The organism is Pantoea sp. SOD02 (assembly GCF_024707505.1).
GTDB lineage: Bacteria > Pseudomonadota > Gammaproteobacteria > Enterobacterales > Enterobacteriaceae > Pantoea > Pantoea symbiotica.
On sequence record NZ_CP102604.1, the window covers coordinates 1,626,659 to 1,643,885 of the forward strand.

Annotated in this window: 19 protein-coding genes; 15 read left to right on the plus strand and 4 right to left on the minus strand. The window is 56.3% G+C overall.

The window, feature by feature from the left end; all coding sequences use genetic code 11:
• Positions 1 to 26: 26 nt before the first annotated feature.
• The gene (gene mdtH, locus NR302_RS07540; protein WP_008103107.1) at positions 27 to 1,229 is read right to left on the minus strand and encodes a multidrug efflux MFS transporter MdtH; all 1,203 of its coding nucleotides are present in this window, start codon (positions 1,227 to 1,229) and stop codon (positions 27 to 29) included.
• Positions 1,230 to 1,474: 245 nt separating this feature from the next.
• On the opposite strand from mdtH, the gene rimJ reads away from it, so the two are divergent.
• From rimJ to murJ, 4 genes are all read left to right on the plus strand, one after another.
• A complete protein-coding gene (gene rimJ / locus NR302_RS07545) occupies positions 1,475 to 2,068 on the plus strand; it encodes a ribosomal protein S5-alanine N-acetyltransferase (protein ID WP_008103106.1) in 594 nt (197 codons plus the stop codon).
• Between the two features lie 15 nt (positions 2,069 to 2,083).
• Complete coding sequence (locus NR302_RS07550) at positions 2,084 to 2,725, plus strand: DUF480 domain-containing protein (RefSeq protein WP_258144921.1); 642 nt, start codon at positions 2,084 to 2,086, stop codon at positions 2,723 to 2,725.
• Position 2,726: 1 nt separating this feature from the next.
• Complete coding sequence (locus NR302_RS07555; protein ID WP_258144922.1) at positions 2,727 to 3,647, plus strand: Gfo/Idh/MocA family protein; 921 nt, start codon at positions 2,727 to 2,729, stop codon at positions 3,645 to 3,647.
• 121 nt (positions 3,648 to 3,768) lie between these two features.
• Positions 3,769 to 5,307 carry a murein biosynthesis integral membrane protein MurJ gene (gene murJ / locus NR302_RS07560; RefSeq protein WP_258144923.1) on the plus strand — a complete coding sequence of 513 codons (1,539 nt, stop codon included), beginning with the start codon at positions 3,769 to 3,771 and terminating at the stop codon, positions 5,305 to 5,307.
• A 299-nt stretch (positions 5,308 to 5,606) separates the two neighbouring features.
• On the opposite strand, the gene flgN is transcribed toward murJ, so the two are convergent.
• The 3 genes from flgN to flgA form a co-directional block, all read right to left on the minus strand.
• The gene (gene flgN, locus NR302_RS07565) at positions 5,607 to 6,038 is read right to left on the minus strand and encodes a flagellar export chaperone FlgN (RefSeq protein WP_258144924.1); all 432 of its coding nucleotides are present in this window, start codon (positions 6,036 to 6,038) and stop codon (positions 5,607 to 5,609) included.
• A 5-nt stretch (positions 6,039 to 6,043) separates the two neighbouring features.
• Complete coding sequence (gene flgM / locus NR302_RS07570) at positions 6,044 to 6,349, minus strand: flagellar biosynthesis anti-sigma factor FlgM (RefSeq protein ID WP_008103096.1); 306 nt, start codon at positions 6,347 to 6,349, stop codon at positions 6,044 to 6,046.
• 105 nt (positions 6,350 to 6,454) lie between these two features.
• Positions 6,455 to 7,114 carry a flagellar basal body P-ring formation chaperone FlgA gene (gene flgA / locus NR302_RS07575; protein WP_154152717.1) on the minus strand — a complete coding sequence of 220 codons (660 nt, stop codon included), beginning with the start codon at positions 7,112 to 7,114 and terminating at the stop codon, positions 6,455 to 6,457.
• Positions 7,115 to 7,267: 153 nt separating this feature from the next.
• Between flgA and flgB the strand changes: the two genes are divergently transcribed.
• From flgB to flgL, 11 genes are all read left to right on the plus strand, one after another.
• Positions 7,268 to 7,681, plus strand: coding sequence for a flagellar basal body rod protein FlgB (gene flgB / locus NR302_RS07580; protein ID WP_008103091.1), 414 nt, complete (start codon positions 7,268 to 7,270; stop codon positions 7,679 to 7,681).
• Between the two features lie 2 nt (positions 7,682 to 7,683).
• Positions 7,684 to 8,088: a flagellar basal body rod protein FlgC gene (gene flgC, locus NR302_RS07585; RefSeq protein ID WP_008103089.1), complete on the plus strand. Its 405-nt coding sequence runs from the start codon at positions 7,684 to 7,686 to the stop codon at positions 8,086 to 8,088.
• A gap of 12 nt (positions 8,089 to 8,100) precedes the next feature.
• Positions 8,101 to 8,775, plus strand: coding sequence for a flagellar hook assembly protein FlgD (gene flgD / locus NR302_RS07590; protein WP_258145167.1), 675 nt, complete (start codon positions 8,101 to 8,103; stop codon positions 8,773 to 8,775).
• Between the two features lie 25 nt (positions 8,776 to 8,800).
• Positions 8,801 to 10,021, plus strand: coding sequence for a flagellar hook protein FlgE (gene flgE, locus NR302_RS07595; RefSeq protein ID WP_258144925.1), 1,221 nt, complete (start codon positions 8,801 to 8,803; stop codon positions 10,019 to 10,021).
• Positions 10,022 to 10,041: 20 nt separating this feature from the next.
• A complete protein-coding gene (locus NR302_RS07600) occupies positions 10,042 to 10,800 on the plus strand; it encodes a flagellar basal body rod protein FlgF (RefSeq protein WP_008103084.1) in 759 nt (252 codons plus the stop codon).
• 17 nt (positions 10,801 to 10,817) lie between these two features.
• Entirely contained in the window at positions 10,818 to 11,600 is a 783-nt protein-coding gene (gene flgG / locus NR302_RS07605) for a flagellar basal-body rod protein FlgG (RefSeq protein ID WP_007885801.1), read from the plus strand.
• A gap of 63 nt (positions 11,601 to 11,663) precedes the next feature.
• Positions 11,664 to 12,374 (plus strand): flagellar basal body L-ring protein FlgH, encoded by a 711-nt coding sequence (locus tag NR302_RS07610; protein ID WP_008103082.1) that lies wholly within the window; start codon positions 11,664 to 11,666, stop codon positions 12,372 to 12,374.
• Positions 12,375 to 12,386: 12 nt separating this feature from the next.
• Positions 12,387 to 13,493, plus strand: a complete 1,107-nt coding sequence (locus NR302_RS07615) for a flagellar basal body P-ring protein FlgI (RefSeq protein WP_308713837.1) — start codon at positions 12,387 to 12,389, stop codon at positions 13,491 to 13,493.
• Positions 13,493 to 14,434: a flagellar assembly peptidoglycan hydrolase FlgJ gene (gene flgJ / locus NR302_RS07620; RefSeq protein ID WP_258144927.1), complete on the plus strand. Its 942-nt coding sequence runs from the start codon at positions 13,493 to 13,495 to the stop codon at positions 14,432 to 14,434. The genes NR302_RS07615 and flgJ overlap by 1 nt, the downstream gene beginning before the upstream one ends.
• 119 nt (positions 14,435 to 14,553) lie before the next feature.
• Entirely contained in the window at positions 14,554 to 16,200 is a 1,647-nt protein-coding gene (flgK, locus tag NR302_RS07625) for a flagellar hook-associated protein FlgK (RefSeq protein ID WP_258144928.1), read from the plus strand.
• A 19-nt stretch (positions 16,201 to 16,219) separates the two neighbouring features.
• Positions 16,220 to 17,182 (plus strand): flagellar hook-associated protein FlgL, encoded by a 963-nt coding sequence (flgL, locus tag NR302_RS07630; protein WP_258144929.1) that lies wholly within the window; start codon positions 16,220 to 16,222, stop codon positions 17,180 to 17,182.
• Positions 17,183 to 17,227 lie beyond the last annotated feature (45 nt).

Sequence of the window (17,227 nt, forward strand, 5' to 3'; positions counted from 1 at the left end):
TGGAAGAGATCTGTGGCAGGGGCAAACTAGCTGCTGAAAATCGCTGGCGCCACCGAACGCGGCTGGAACTGCCACCACAGCGCCAAAAGGGTGATCATGCCGACGCTGCTCAGCAGCATCCACGGCAGTTCCGGCAGCGCCCATTGCTGGCCCATATCGAACATCCAGCCGCCACCGGAGTAGCCGATCAAGCCGCCAATGGCGAGGCCGAGACGGCTGAAGCCCATGTAGCTACCGCGTGCGCGGGAGCTGGCGAGCGAAGCGCTGAGTGTCTCACGCGCCGGTTCAGCAATGATCGAGCCGAGATAAAAGATGGCGATCAGCATAAACAGCGACGGCAGCGAGTCGGTCATGCCAACCGGCAGCAGACTGAACGTCATCAGGAACAAACCGGCCATCAGACGCGTTTCCAGGCGGAAGCGTTTTTCGCTCCAGCGTGCCAGTGGATAGAGCAGGCTTAATGACAGCAGCGCTTCAATGGCGTACATCCACTTCACCGCAGCAGGCGCACCGGCCACCTGATTCACCATCACCGGCAGCATCAACATCACTTGCACGGCGAGAATGTAGTAGCCGGTCAATGTCAGTACATACAGGCGAAAACGCTTATCCTGCCAGACGCGTTGCATCCCTTCACGCATCGCAATGCGTTCGGTTGAGATACGCCACGCCGGTAACCAAATGGCGTTGAACAGCGCAGCAGCGACAAACACCGCCGCGCCAACCCAGCACACCAGGCGGAAATCCCACGCCAACAGCCAGCTACCAATCAGCGCGCCCAGCACCGCTCCGGCACTGTCCTGCATCATCAGCAGTGAGAAGAAGCGGCCGCGATCGCGTGCGCGCACCAGTTTCATCACCAGCGCGCTGCGTGGCGGATCAAACAGCGTGCCGCCAAGACCGGAAAGTAAACAGGCGAACCACAGCAGCCAGGGTTCATGCGCCAGCGCCATGCAGGCAAAACCCGCCGCACGCATTAACATGCCGGTGACGATCAGCGGACGCGCACCAAAACGGTCGGCAATCGCACCGCCGAAGATGCCGAATCCCTGTTGGACGAACTGCCGCAAGCCAAGCGCAATGCCGACCATCAATGCGGCCCAGCCCAGCTGTTCGACAAAATGGATGGAGATGAGAGGAAATACCACGAAAAATCCCATCACAACCAGCATGTTATCCACTAAAAGAAATGTTTTACCGAGGCGTCGTGCCCGCGCAACCCGAGACATGCTAATTCCTGAGCAAGTGAGAGGAGAAAAGAGACCAATTGGTCTATTTTCCGCCTGCTCAGGGGCGAAAAACAGCTTTATCAGGATGATATTTTTTCATCGAATCAGCAGAAATATTAATCCTAAATCAGGATGAATCCGGAGGAACGCGTTCAAGGGTTTTACCGCAAGCGGGGTGACGGTTATAGTGAGAAGTATCGCCGCTGGCGTACATCTTTCTTAAGTTATGGATTTCAGGAGTCATGATGTTTGGCTATCGTTCTGCTGGCCCACGCGTGCGCCTCACTACCGATCGCTTAGTGGTGCGTTTAGTACACGAACGCGATGCCTGGCGATTAGCGGATTATTACGCTGAAAATCGTGCGTTTCTCAAGCCGTGGGAACCGGTGCGCGACGAGAGCCACTGTTATCCTTCAGGTTGGCAAGCACGCCTCGGACTGATCGCTGACATGCATAAACAGGGCTCAGCCTACTATTTTGTGCTGATGGACCCGGAAGAGACCGAAGTGCGTGGTGTGGCCAACTATAGCAACGTGCTGCGCGGATCGTTTCACGCCTGCTATCTCGGCTATTCTCTGGGCGAGAAGTGGCAAGGTCAGGGATTGATGTTTGAAGCGCTCACGACCACCCTTCGCTATATGCAACGCCAGCAACGCATTCACCGCATTATGGCAAACTACATGCCGCACAATCAGCGCAGTGGCGATCTGCTGGCGCGTCTCGGATTTGAAAAAGAGGGCTACGCCAAAGATTACTTATTGATTGATGGGCGCTGGCAGGATCATGTCCTGACTGCGCTGACCTACCGGGAGTGGACCCCGGATCGTCGTGGACAATAAAAAAGGATTCCCCCAATGAAAATGGCTTTATCCGCGCAGGCGCTGCGCGTAATTGGATGCCTGCTGGAGAAGCAGGTCACCACGCCGGATCAATATCCGCTCTCCCTCAATGGCGTCGTCACCGCCTGTAATCAGAAATCCAACCGCGAACCGGTGCTGAATCTCAGCGAGATGGAGGTGCAAACGCAGCTCGATGAGCTAGTGAAAAAGCATCTGGTGACCTCCAATAACGGCTTCGGCCAGCGCGTCAGCAAGTATGAACAGCGTTTCTGTAATTCCGCGTTCGGCAACTTGCAGTTGAGCAGCGCTGAAGTCGCCGTCCTGACTCTGCTGTTCCTGCGCGGCGCTCAGACGCCGGGCGAACTGCGTACTCGCAGCGGCCGTCTGCATGAATTCAGCGATATGAATGAGGTCGAGCAGACGCTTAACGGCTTGAGCACGCGCGATGATGGTCCAATGGTGGTGCGCCTGGCGCGCGAACCGGGCAAACGTGAAAGCCGCTATATGCATCTGTTTGGCGGCGAAGTGGTGGAAGACGCGGCCAGCGCAGAAACCGCGAGCGACAATAACGATTTAACCGCGCGTGTCGCGCAACTTGAAGAAACGGTTGCTCAGTTGCAGTCGCAACTGCAACAGCTGCTGCAAAAGGAGCACTGATATGACGCTGCGCATTGGCATTGTAGGTTTAGGCGGTATCGCGCAGAAAGCGTGGCTGCCGGTGTTATCGCAGGCCAGCGGCTGGCAATTGGCTGGCGCTTTTTCGCCGAATCAGGCAAAGGCACAACCGATTTGCGATAGCTATCGCATCCCCTATTTTGGTCAACTGGATACGCTGGCCGCAGCCAGCGATGCGGTGTTTGTTCACAGCAGCACCGCCAGCCATTACGAAGTGGTCAAAGCGCTATTGCTGGCGGGAAAAGATGTGTGCGTCGATAAACCGCTCGCCGAAACGCTGCAACAGGCCGAAGCGCTGGTGGCGCTGGCGGACAAGCATAAGCGCAAGCTGATGGTGGCATTTAATCGCCGTTTTGCGCCGCGTTACCAGCAGCTAAAAAATGACATGCCACGCGCGGCCTCGCTGCGTATTGAGAAGCATCGCGCGGATAGCGTTGGCCCGCACGATCTGCGTTTTACCCTGCTGGATGATTATCTGCACGTGGTTGATACCGCGCTGTGGCTGGCGGGCGGCACTCTGACGCGCGAGTTGGGACATATCGAGACCAATGACGATGGCGCGATGTTGTACGCCGAACACCATTTCACCGCCGGTTCGCTGCAAATCACCACCAGCATGCATCGTCGCGCCGGGACGCAACGCGAAGTGGTCAGCGCCATCTGTGACGGTGATTACATCGAAATTAACGAGATGCGCGACTGGCAGCAGGAAAACCGCAGCGGCATCGTGCGTGATGTGCCGCCCGCGTGGCAAAGCCATCTTACCCAGCGCGGTTTTAGCGGCGCAGCGCACCATTTCATTCAGTGTGTTGAAAATCAGACGATGCCTGAAACCAGTGGTGAACAGGCGCTGGCGGCGCAGCGTCTGGTGGAAAAGTTGTGGCGCGATGCCGAACGTGAATAATCCCTTGTAACACTCAATGCTGGTCATTTCCCGCCGTGTCAGTAGACTATCGCCGGACATCACGGGATGTCCGCGCTAAGTCGCTCATTTCTCCGACACTTTTCAGGATGCGCCACTCAATATGAATTTGTTGAAATCGCTGGCTGCGGTCAGTTCGATGACCTTGTTTTCCCGCGTACTGGGCTTTGCCCGCGATGCCATTGTGGCGCGCGTTTTCGGTGCGGGGATGGCAACCGATGCCTTCTTTGTTGCCTTCAAACTGCCTAACCTGCTGCGCCGCATTTTTGCCGAAGGCGCGTTTTCTCAGGCGTTCGTGCCAATCCTGGCGGAATATAAAAGCAAGCAGGGCGAAGATGCCACGCGGGTGTTTGTCGCCTACGTTTCCGGTTTATTGACGCTAGTGCTGGCGGTGGTGACCGTGTTGGGGATGATTGCTGCGCCCTGGGTGATTGTGGTGACGGCGCCAGGCTTTGCCGATACCGCTGATAAATTCGCTTTAACCAGCGCGCTGTTGCGCGTCACCTTTCCTTATATTCTGCTGATCTCGCTGGCCTCGCTGGCGGGCGCCATCCTCAATACCTGGAACCGTTTTTCCGTGCCGGCGTTTGCGCCGACGCTGCTCAACATCAGCATGATTGGTTTTGCCGTCTTCGCTGCGCCGCATTTTAATCCTCCGGTGATGGCGCTGGCGTGGGCCGTGGTGTTGGGCGGCGTGTTGCAGCTGTTTTATCAACTGCCGCACCTGAAGAAAATTGGCATGCTGGTTCTGCCGCGTCTGAATCTGCGCGATGCGGGCGTGTGGCGAGTGATGCGTCAAATGGGGCCGGCGATTCTTGGCGTGTCGGTCAGTCAAATTTCACTGATCATCAACACCATCTTCGCCTCCTTTCTGGTTTCCGGTTCGGTTTCGTGGATGTACTACGCCGATCGTCTGATGGAGTTTCCTTCCGGCGTGCTGGGCGTGGCGCTGGGCACCATTTTGCTGCCCTCGCTGGCGAAGAGTTTTGCCAGTGGCAACCAGGAAGAGTATTCACGGTTGATGGATTGGGGCCTGCGTCTCTGCTTCCTGCTGGCGTTGCCGAGCGCGGTGGCGCTGGGGATTTTGTCCGGACCGCTGACGGTCGCGCTGTTCCAGTACGGGAAATTCACCGCCTTTGATGCCTTGATGACGCAACGCGCGCTGATTGCCTATTCTGTAGGTTTGATGGGACTGATCGTGGTGAAAGTACTGGCACCCGGCTTCTATTCTCGTCAGGACATCAAGACTCCGGTGAAAATTGCCATCGTGACGCTGATTGTGACGCAATTGATGAACCTGGCATTTATTGGCCCGCTCAAACACGCCGGTTTGTCGCTGTCGATTGGTCTTGCCGCTTGTCTGAATGCCGCGCTGTTGTACTGGCAACTGCGTAAGCAGGATATCTTCCAGCCGCAGCCTGGCTGGTTCAGTTTCCTGACTCGTTTACTGATTGCGGTATGTGTGATGGCCGCAGCATTGCTGGGCATTCTGCAGGTCATGCCAGCATGGGAAGAGGGGCAGATGTGGTGGCGCCTGATTCGTCTGGCGGCGGTCTGCGCTATCGGCGGTGGCTCATACTTTGTGATGCTTGGCTTGCTCGGCTTCCGCCCGCGCGACTTCGCGCGCCGCACTATGGCGTAAAAAACCAGCTCTCACGCAGACGGAAGTTTGTTTTGGTCCGGCGGTCCTCGCGCCGCTTCGCGGTTCCTTCACTTCGTACGTCAGCCTGACGGACCGGCTCAGACGGGACTTCCTTGTCCCGGCTGAGCCTTTCGCCCGCGTCCTGCGGGCAAATCCTGGCTTCCTTTCTCAGTTCAGCGCTGCGGATGCCTGCCCAAAACAAGCTCCCGCCTGCTGTTTATCTCTTGTGCGCTGTACTTAAAACCAAAACAAAAAGGCCGCCATCCCGAAAGATAGCAGCCTCTTCAAACCCACTTTTTTTACCCTTTACGACTCAGCGTCGCCTGACCTTTACCCAAACCATCCGGCCCGTAAAATGCCTGCGTTTGGTGCGGGCGCAATACCGCCAATGCTTCATTGGTGAAGCCAATCTGATGCTGCAACAAAATCCCGTTATGCGTATTGGCATCGCGCAAGCGGCGCGTATGCTGTTGAATACGCATCCAGCGGTTTTCGCGATCGCTGTGATCACCATAGGGCGCCTGCGTACCGAGGGATTTCTCGGTGGTGCGGCGCATCTCGTCCAGATAATTCAACGTAGTCAGCAGCGCGCTTTTATCTTCAGAAATACGCTGCAGCATGTTGCCATTAACCTGGCCGGCAGAAAGTTGCTGTTGTTCTTCATCCATTACCAGCGCAAGGGATGTCAGCACGTCCTGCATTTTGTCTAAGGTGATCAGCAGATTGTCCATTGGGATTAGTTACCCTCTAAATACGCCTTGGTATCGGCGATCAGCGCGTCGGCGATCTTACCGGTATCCATTTTCAATTCGCCATTACGAATGGCCGTCTTCAGCTGCTCAACGCGCGCTGTATTGATGTCTTTGCTGCCAGGCTGCATCAGTTGCGCCTGCGCGGTACTCAATTTCACTTCCGCACCGCTTTCGCTGGTGGTGCTGGCTGCTGGCGTCGCGCTCTGACGCACTTTGCTGCTGTTATCGTTGGTATCGCGTGTTTGAACAGTGCTAACCGGATTCGTAGGCTGCGTTCTGTCGATGCTCATGGTAAGGCTCCTGTAAGGTCAGTTGGGGGTCAGCCAACTGAGTCAGCATAGGGTAATGTCTTTGTTGATATCTCTATCGGCAGAACAACAGGGTTCTTTAACGCTTTATAGCGATATCAGAATATTCCCATCCGCGTCGACGCGACCACTGACAACCTGACCATTTCCCATCCTCACGCGCACCATTTGTGCCGCACTGGCGTTGTTCAGCGCACGTCCTTCGCTGCTGGCATTAAACCCGTTTCCACTGGCGACTACCATCACATTTTGACCGGCTTTCACGCGCCACGGCTGGCGCACCATGGTGGCAGTCACCGGCTGTCCTGGCGGGATATCGCGCAATGCGACGGCATCGATGACGCCGCTGCTATCCATCAAGGCGCGCGCCGGCAGTTCATCCAGCCGCCCGGTTTCCAGACGCACATCAGACTGGCTGAGATTGCTGCCGCGCGCCACCTGACGGCTCGCCACCAGATATTGTCCGGTGACCTGCACCTGCACCTGCAGGAAACGACGATTTTGATCGCAGTTAGCGGCGATGCTGATGTTGCCCCACTGACGGCTATTACCCGGCAGTTGCAGCTCAGGGGTTTCGCAGTTTGGCCACTGCGCCTGCGGCGTACGTACCACCACCGTCATGCCGGCGGCATGTTGTGGGTCGCGCGCCTTAAAAAATTGGGTTAACTGCGCGGTAAGGTCCGCGGCAGAACTGGGTAGCGCCAGTGCCAGCAAAAGTGTGGCTAGCAAAGTGGAATATCTGCGCATAACGCCTCCTGACGAGAAGATGGCACCGAGTCTACGCCTCGCGCAAAAAAATCAATGTCAAAAATAGCCGTCATTTTTGCTGCTATTCAGACGATCGCCCTTGCATTTGTCCACTTAAGCTGTCAACTCAAAATTCTCATTCGCGGAGGAAGCATGCTCGACAAACTCGATGCCGCGCTGCGATTTGGTACTGAAGCGTTAAACCTGCGTGCTCAGCGTCAGGAAATCCTGGCGTCAAACATTGCCAACGCCGATACCCCGGGCTACCAGGCGCGGGATATCGACTTTGCCAGCCAACTGAGCAAGGTGATGCAAAACGGTCGCGCCGAAGGCAGCAGTCTGGCGCTGAATGTGACGTCCTCACGCCACATTGAAGCGCAAACCAACTCTCAGCCGTCACTGGATCTGCTGTACCGCATTCCCGATCAACCCGCCGCGGATGGCAACACCGTGGATATGGATCGCGAACGTACGCAGTTTGCTGATAACAGCCTGAAATACCAAACCGATCTCACCCTCATCAGTAGCCAGATCAAAGGCATGATGAGCGTTCTGCAGGGGCAATAAGCATGGCATTGCTGAATATCTTTGATATCGCCGGTTCTGCGATGACAGCGCAATCACAGCGCCTCAACGTCAGCGCCAGTAACCTGGCCAACGCCGACAGCGTAACCGGCCCTGATGGCCAGCCTTACGTGGCAAAGCAGGTGATTTTCCAGACCGACGCCGCACAAGGTGCAGCGACCGGCGGCGTGAAGGTCGCAGGCGTGGTTAACGATCCTACTCCGGCAAAACTGGTGTATGACCCAGGCAATCCGCTGGCGGATCAGAAGGGCTACGTCAAGATGCCAAACGTTGATGTTGTGTCCGAAACCGTTAACACCATGTCCGCGTCGCGCAGCTACCAGGCCAACGTTGAAGTGCTGAACACGGTGAAGTCGATGATGATGAAAACCCTCACCATGGGTCAATAACGGAGAGACATGATGGGCATTGCAGTAGGCGTAAATGATTCACTCGACCCAACGGTTCTGAGCTCCTCCAGCAGCTCAAGCACGGGTAACAGCGCGCAAGATTTGCAGAATCAGTTCCTGACCATGCTGGTTACACAGCTGAAGAACCAGGATCCCACCAATCCAATGGATAACAGCCAGCTGACCACCCAGTTGGCACAGATCAACACCCTGAGCGGTATTGAAAAGCTGAATACCACGCTGGGATCCATCTCGGGTCAGATTAGTTCTAGCCAGTCGTTGCAGAGCGCGACCTTGATCGGTCACGGCGTGATGGTAAACGGCAGCCAGGTTCTGGTCGGCAGCGGCACCACCACGCCGTTTGGTGTGGAATTGACCACCGCGTCAACCGCCACCACCGCTACCATCAAAGATGCCAGCGGCGCGACCGTTCGCACTATCGATTTGGGTGCGTTGACTGCAGGCGTGCACACCTTCTCATGGGATGGCACCTTGACCGACGGCAGCACTGCGCCAGATGGCAAATATACCGTTTCACTGGCCGCCAGCAATGGCAGCACCCAATTGGTGGCACAGCCGCTTAACTATGCCTACGTCAATGGCGTCAGCACAGTGGATGACACCGCAAAACTGGATCTCGGCACCATGGGCTCCGCAACCCTCGATGAAATTCGTCAGATTCTCTGATTAACCTTTTAGCAGGAGAAATACTATGTCTTTTTCACAAGCGGTGAGTGGTCTGAGTGCTGCCTCCAGTAACCTCGACGTCATCGGTAACAACATCGCCAACTCCGCCACAGCCGGTTTTAAATCCAGCACCATCTCGTTTGCCGACATGTTTGCCGGTTCAAACGTCGGTATGGGTACCAAGGTTGCAGCGGTGATTCAGAACTTTAACGACGGTACCACCACCACCACCAGCCGTGGCCTGGATGTGGCACTGAGCGGCAACGGCTTCTTCCGTATGACCGACACCAGCGGCGCAGTTTACTACTCGCGTAACGGCCAGTTCACGCTGGATGCCAACCGTAATCTGGTCAACACCCAGGGCTTATCTGTCACCGGCTATCCTGCAACTGGCACGCCGCCAACCATTCAGACCGGTGCTAACCCGGTGGCGCTGAGTGTACCGACCACCCAGATGTCAGCCCGCGCGACCACCACGGCGACACAGGTTGCCAACCTGAACTCCACCAGCACCGCGCTGGATGACACCAAATTCGATGCGTCGGCAGTTGATACCTATAACGCTAAAAGCACCGTGACCGTTTATGACTCACAGGGTAATGACCACGCGCTGGATTTGTACTACGTCAAAACTGCGGATAACACCTGGTCAGTACATGCGATTGACTCTACTACCGGTAAAAGCGCCGGTAATTTTGCTGTTGGCTTCGACGAAAGCGGGAATATGACTAGCCTGGGTGGCGTCAATGGCGCAACCACCGTTGGCCTTTCTATTGATGGCAGCAACGGTGCCGCTGCGGGCCAGGCTATCACGCTGAACATGAGCGGCAGCCTGCAGCAGAACACTGGTGCTACTACCTTCGGTAACCCAACGCAGGATGGTTATGCGCCAGGCGATCTGACCAGCTATGCCATCAACGATGACGGCACCATCACCGGTACCTATTCCAACCAGAAAACCCAGCTGTTGGGTCAGGTGGTGCTTGCCAGCTTCTCTAACCCGGAAGGTCTGAAGTCTGAAGGCGACAACGTCTGGTCTGCGACTAGCTCTTCGGGTCAGGCAGCGATCGGTTTGGCGAACACCGGCACCTACGGTTCATTAACCGCTGGCGCGCTGGAAGCGTCTAACGTCGATATGAGCCAGGAACTGGTCAACATGATCGTGGCACAGCGCAATTATCAAGCTAACGCCCAGACCATCAAAACTCAGGACCAGATTCTTAACACCCTGGTTAACTTACGTTAATTCGCTAACGGGATTGCTTTATGGATCACGCAATATATACCGCTATGGGCGCGGCCAGTCAGACGTTGGAGCAGCAGTCGGTAACGGCCAGCAACCTCGCCAACGCCTCAACGCCGGGCTTTCGTGCTCAGCTCAACGCGTTGCGCGCAGTGCCGGTCAGCGGCTGGTCGCTGCCAACGCGTACGCTGGTTGCCGCTTCCACGCCGGGCGCCGATATGTCACCGGGCTCAATGGATAACACCGGCCGCACGCTGGATGTGGGTGTCGCGCAGGATGGCTGGTTGGCAGTGCGTGCCGCTGACGGTACCGAAGCCTATACCCGCAACGGCAACATGCAGATCAGCTCGACCGGTATTTTGACCATTCAGGGCAATCCCGTGATGGGCGATGGCGGTCCGATCGCCATCCCGCAAGGTGCTGAATTGACCATCGCGGCGGACGGTACTATCACCTCGCGTAACGCCGGTGATGCACCCAATGCCACGGTGCAGATTGGTCGCCTGAAGCTGGTGCGCGCCACCGGTAAAGAGATGCAACGTGGTGATGACGGCATGTTCCGTCCTAACCAGCAAACCCAGGCGACGCGCGGCGCTGCGCTGGCGAACGATGCCACCATGACGGTGATGCCTGGCGTGCTGGAGGGCAGTAACGTGAAGCCGGTGGAAACCATGGTCGATATGATCGCCAACGCCCGACGTTTTGAGATGCAGATGAAAGTGATCTCCAACGTCGATGAAAACGAACAAAAAGCTAACAGCTTGCTCAACATGAGCAGCTAAGGCGTAAGGAAAACACCATGATTCGTTCTTTATGGATCGCCAAAACCGGTCTTGACGCTCAGCAAACCAACATGGACGTCATCTCCAACAACCTCGCGAACGTGAGCACCAACGGCTTTAAACGTTCGCGCGCGGTATTTGAAGATTTGATGTACCAAACCCTGCGTCAGCCGGGCACTCAGTCGTCGGAGCAAACTACGCTGCCGTCAGGTCTGCAGATCGGTACCGGTGTGCGTCCTGTCACCACCGAACGTCTGCATCAGCAGGGTAACCTGTCGCAGACCAGCAACTCGAAAGACGTGGCAATCAACGGCCAGGGTTATTTCGAAGTGCAGATGCCAGACGGCACCTCGGCGTATACCCGTGATGGTTCATTCCAGGTTGACCAGAACGGTCAGCTGGTAACAAACGCCGGTTATCCGGTTCAGCCAGGCATCACCATTCCGGCCAACGCCACCAGCATCACTATCTCGCGCGATGGCGTGGTGAGCGTGACGCAGCAGGGCCAGACCAACCCGGCGCAGGTCGGTCAGTTGACGCTCAGCACCTTCATGAACGATGCGGGCCTGAATAGCCAGGGTGAAAACCTCTATCAGGAGACGCAGGCATCCGGTGCGGCAACGCAGAGCACGCCGGGCCAGAACGGCGCGGGTCTGCTGTATCAGGGTTATGTCGAAACCTCGAACGTCAACGTGGCGGAAGAGCTGGTCACCATGATCCAGACGCAGCGCGCCTACGAGATCAACAGTAAAGCGATCAGCACCTCCGATCAGATGCTGGCGAAGTTAACCCAGCTGTAATGCTGGTGTCGTTGGGCCAGCCTGGCTGGCCTGATTAAGCAACATGAATAAGGTTAGAACTCCGTGGCGAAGCAAGTGATTCTCAAGCCTGGTCATTGGTTGGTAGCCACGCTGCTACTCACTCTTAACGGTTGTGCGCTGGTTCCGCGCACGCCACTGGTGCAAGGGGCGACAACGGCAGAGCCGACGCCATCCGCACCGCCAGTGGTGAACGGTTCCATTTTTCAGGGCGTCGCACCGCTGAACTACGGCTATCAGCCGCTGTTTGAGGATCGCCGTCCACGCAACATTGGCGACACATTGACGATCACCTTGCAGGAAAACGTCAGCGCCAGCAAAAGTTCTTCCGCCAACGCCAGCCGCGATGGCAGCAACAGTTTTGGTGTGACAGGTGTACCAACCGGCCTCAGTGGTCTGGTGGGTGCCGGTGGCGAAAAAGCCACGCTGGATGCCAATGGCAAAAATGATTTCGCCGGCAAAGGTGGCGCCACGGCGAATAACACCTTTACGGGCACCATCACCGTCACCGTCAATCAGGTGTTGTCGAACGGCAACCTGCGCGTGGTGGGTGAGAAACAGATCGAAATTAACCAGGGCACCGAATTCATCCGCTTCTCGGGCGTGGTTAACCCGCGCACCATCAGCGCCAGCAATGCGGTGCTCTCCACCGCGGTGGCCGATGCACGTATTGAGTACGTCGGAAATGGTTATATCAATGAAGCGCAGACGATGGGCTGGTTCCAGCGTTTCTTCCTGAACGTCTCGCCGATGTAAGAGGTATTAAGAATGAATATGACGACTCTGCTTCGCCTGTGCCTTGGTTTGCTGCTTGGTTTTAGCGTGCTGGCGCATGCTGATCGCATCCGCGATCTGACCTCCGTACAAGGTGTGCGCGATAACCAGCTGATCGGTTACGGCTTGGTGGTGGGCCTTGATGGTACCGGTGACCAGACCACGCAAACCCCGTTTACCACGCAAACCGTGAGCAACATGCTCTCCCAGCTCGGCATTACTTTGCCAGCGGGTACCAACATGCAGCTGAAAAACGTGGCGGCCGTTATGGTCACCGCCAAACTGCCGACCTTTGCGCGTCAGGGCCAAACCGTTGATGTGGTGGTCTCCTCGCTGGGTAACGCCAAAAGTTTGCGCGGCGGTACGCTACTGATGACGCCGATGAAAGGCGTCGATAACCAGGTTTATGCGCTGGCGCAGGGTAACATTCTGGTTGGCGGTGCCGGCGCTTCAGCCGGTGGCAGCAGCGTACAGGTTAACCAACTGAACGGTGGCCGTATTACCGGCGGCGCAACGGTAGAGCGTGAACTGCAGAGCAACTTTGGTAGCCAGAACACCATCAACCTGCAGTTAAATAATGAAGACTTCAGCATGGCGCAGCGCATCGCCGACGCCATTAACAGCCGTGGTATTGGCTCCGCGCAACCGTTGGATGCGCGCACCGTGCAGATCCGCGTGTCGCCGAATAACAGTTCTCAGGTGCGTCTGCTGGCTGAAATTCAAAACCTCGACGTTTCGGTGCCGCTGGAAGATGCCAAGGTGATTATCAACTCACGTACCGGTTCGGTAGTGATGAACCGCGAAGTGACGCTGAACACCTGTGCGGTGGCGCAGGGCAATCTGTCGGTTACCGTCAATCAGCAGCAGAACGTCAGCCAGCCTGATACGCCGTTGGCGGGTGGTCAGACGGTGACCACTAACAATACCCAGATCGATCTGCGTCAGAGTGGCGGCGCGCTGCAACGTGTTAACTCCAGCGCCAACCTCAACAACGTGGTGCGTGCGCTGAATGCGCTGGGTGCGTCACCGATTGAGCTGATGTCGATTTTGCAATCGATGGAAAGCGCAGGCTGCTTGCGCGCCAAACTGGAAATTATCTGATGAACGATACGCAATCGCTGGTGAATGCGGCGTATGACAGCCGCTCGCTGAACGACCTGAAACGCGAAGCCGCCGCCGACCCGAAAGGGAAGGCGATGCAGGTGGCCAAGCAGGTGGAAGGGATGTTCGTGCAAATGATGATGAAAAGCATGCGCGCAGCGCTGCCGCAGGATGGCCTGCTGAGCAACGATCAGACGCGGCTTTTCACCTCGATGTACGATCAGCAGATTGCGCAAGACATCGGCAAGCGTGGTCTCGGCATGGCCGATATCATCGTTAAACAGATGCAGCCCGCTCAGGAGCCGGACGAAACCGCCGGTACGGTGCCGATGAAGCTGGATAACAGCTTCATCTATAGCAATCTGCCGTCGAATCAGCTGGAGCAGATGGTGCGTAAAGCGGTGCCGCGTTTGCCGGTCTCGCCCAGCAGTTTGCCGAGCGACAGCAATGACTTTATCGCGCAGCTGGCGCAGCCGGCGCAGGTCGCCAGCCAGCAGAGCGGCATTCCGCATCACCTGATTCTGGCGCAGGCCGCGCTGGAATCCGGTTGGGGCCAGCGACAGATTCTGACGCGCGACGGCAAGCCGAGTTACAACGTGTTTGGCATCAAGGCGAGCGGCGACTGGAAGGGCGAAACCACCGATATCATGACCACCGAATACGAAGGCGGCGTGGCGAAGAAAGTGCGCGCCAGTTTCCGTGTGTATGGCTCCTATATGGAAGCGCTCAGCGACTACGTCAAACTGCTGTCCAACAATCCTCGTTATGCCGCCGTTGCCAACGCACCGAGCGCCGAGCAGGGCGCGCGTGCCTTGCAGGCCGCCGGTTACGCTACCGATCCAAAGTATGCGCAGAAACTGGTGGGAATGATCCAGCAATTCAAAAACATGGGCGAAAAAGTGGTTAAGGCGTACAGCAACGACATCACCGATTTGTTCTGATTTTTGCTCTCAAGTTTCACTTAAGCACGCCGATAACAATCACATGCCGCGGGCGTTCACCGCCCGCGCAATCGCACTGATGACTGCCAGCCCGGTTAACGGGAAATTAAGGAACCGAGATGTCCAGCATAATTAACTCAGCGATGAGTGGGCTGAGCGCCGCACAGGCTGCATTAAGCACCACCAGTAACAACATCAGCAATTACACGGTAGCGGGCTATTCGCGTCAGACTATTCTGTTGAGCCAGGCCAACAGCACGCTCTCCGGCAGCAGCTACTACGGAAATGGTGTCAACGTGACCGGTGTGCAACGTGAATACGATCAGTTCATTACCGCGCAATTGCGTGGCGCCAGCGCCAATTACAGTGCGGTGAACACCCAATATTCGCAGATCTCCAATATCGATGATCTGCTCTCTACCTCGACCACCAGCCTGTCGACGTCGATCCAGAACTTCTTCACCAACGTGCAGAGCGTGGTGAGTAACGCAGATGATCCGTCGGCACGTCAGTCGATGCTGAGTTATGCGCAAGGCCTGGTGAACCAGTTCCAGACCACCGCGCAGTATCTCAACAACATGCAGAGCAGCGTGAATACTGATATTGGCTCCAGCGTTGACCAGATTAATACCTATACCAAGCAAATCGCCGATCTCAACACGCAGATCGCGAAGCTGACCACTGGCGGTGGTACGGCGCCAAACGACCTGCTCGATCAGCGCGATCAGTTAGTCAACAACCTGAACAATGTGGTTGGCGTGAGCGTGTCGCAGCAGGATGGCAGCTATGTGGTTTCTATGGGCAGCCTGACGCTGGTTAACGGCAAAAACACCACGCAATTGGTGGCGATGCCTTCCAGCAGCGATCCATCGCGCACCACGGTTGGCTATGTCGATAAGCTGGCGGGTAACGTTGAAATCCCGGAAAAAACCCTCACCACCGGCTCGCTCGGCGGTTTGCTGGCGTTCCGTACCCAGGATCTGGATACCGCGCAGAATCAGCTGGGTCAGTTGGCTGCCGCGTTCACCACCAGCTTCAACGCGGTGCAAACTCAGGGTTACGACAGCAACGGTAATCAGGGAACCAATTTCTTCACCATCGGCAGCCCAACGGTGGTCAGCAACAGCAAGAACACCGGCACCGCGACAGTCAGCGCGGCCTGGTCAGACAGCAACGCCTTAAAAGCCTCGAACTACACCGTAAGCTATGACGGCAGCAACTGGTCTGTGACGCGCATGTCGGACAACGTGAAAATCACTCCGACGCAAGGCACGGATGGCAGCGGCAATACCACATTGAGCTTCGATGGTCTTGATCTGACAGTTAGTGGCAGCGCGAGTGCAAAAGATAGCTTCCTGGTGAAACCGGTACAGAACGTGATCGCTGGCATGACGGTAGCGATTACCGATGAGTCGCAGATTGCGGCGGCATCCTCGGCGACCAGCGGTGAAAGTGATAACACCAACGCGCAAAAGATGCTGAACCTGCAGGACGCCAACCTGGTGAACGGCAATGCCACCATCGCGCAGGCTTACGCCAGTATCGTTAGCACCATCGGTAACAAAACCAGCTCGCTGGAAACGGCAAGCACCACTCAGGAAAACGTGGTTAATCAGTTGACCGATCGTCAGCAATCCGTTTCCGGCGTTAACCTCGATGAAGAGTACGCCAACCTGACTAAGTATCAGCAATTTTACATGGCTAATGCGCAGGTGCTGCAAACGGCGAGCACCATTTTCAATGCGCTGATGGACATCCGCGGCTAAGCAGAGAGGATAAAAGCCCATGCGTTTAAGTACTAATATGATTTTTAACCAGCAGGTACGCGGGATTACCGATTCGCAGTCTTCCTGGTTGAAAGTGGGTGAGCAGCTTTCCAGCGGCCGCCGCGTTAGCAATCCATCCGATGATCCGATTGCCGCCGCACGTTCTGTGGTGTTGTCGCAGTCACAGGCGCAAAGCAGCCAGTATGCAACGGCACGCAGCTACGCCGATCAAAGCTTGTCGATGGAAGAGAATGCGCTCTCCAGCGTCACCAGCAGTATTCAGGATGCGCAGACGCTGATCGTTTACGGCTCAACCGGTACGCTGAGTGATGATGACCGTGGCTCCATTGCCACGCAGTTAGAAGGCATTCGTGCGCAGTTGCTCAACCAGGCGAACAGCCAGGATGGCAACGGCCGCTACATTTTTGCTGGCTACAAAACCGATACCGCACCGTTTACCGATTCAGGTACCGGCGTGACGTACACCGGCGGCACCGACGCTATTTCGCAGAAAGTGGACTCTAGCCGCACCATGACGGTGGGCGATACCGGCAACTCGGTATTTATGTCGATCACCGGAAACGCGAAAGCCGAGCCCGATGGCAGCGCCAGCGAAACTAACCTGTTTAACATGCTGGATAGCGCCATTGCCGCGCTGAAAGTGCCGCAGGATGACGCTGATGCCGCGACGAAACAGACTTTCCAGGATGCCCTGGACAAGACTAACCGTGGTTTGAGCAACTCTCTGAACAACGTGTTAACCGTGCGTTCTGCCGTGGGTACGAAGTTAGCTGAACTGGATACGCTGGATGCGCAAGGTGACGATCGTGACACCATCATGGCGTCGCAGATGAGTGATTTGGTTGAGGTTGACTACACCTCAGCGATCTCCAGTTACACCATGCAACAGACAGCGCTGCAGGCGTCGTATAAGACCTTCACGGATATGTCGCAGATGTCGCTGTTCCAGCTTAATTCGTAATTGACCTGAACCTTTGAGCGTACTTTAACCGGGTGCGCTTAGTTT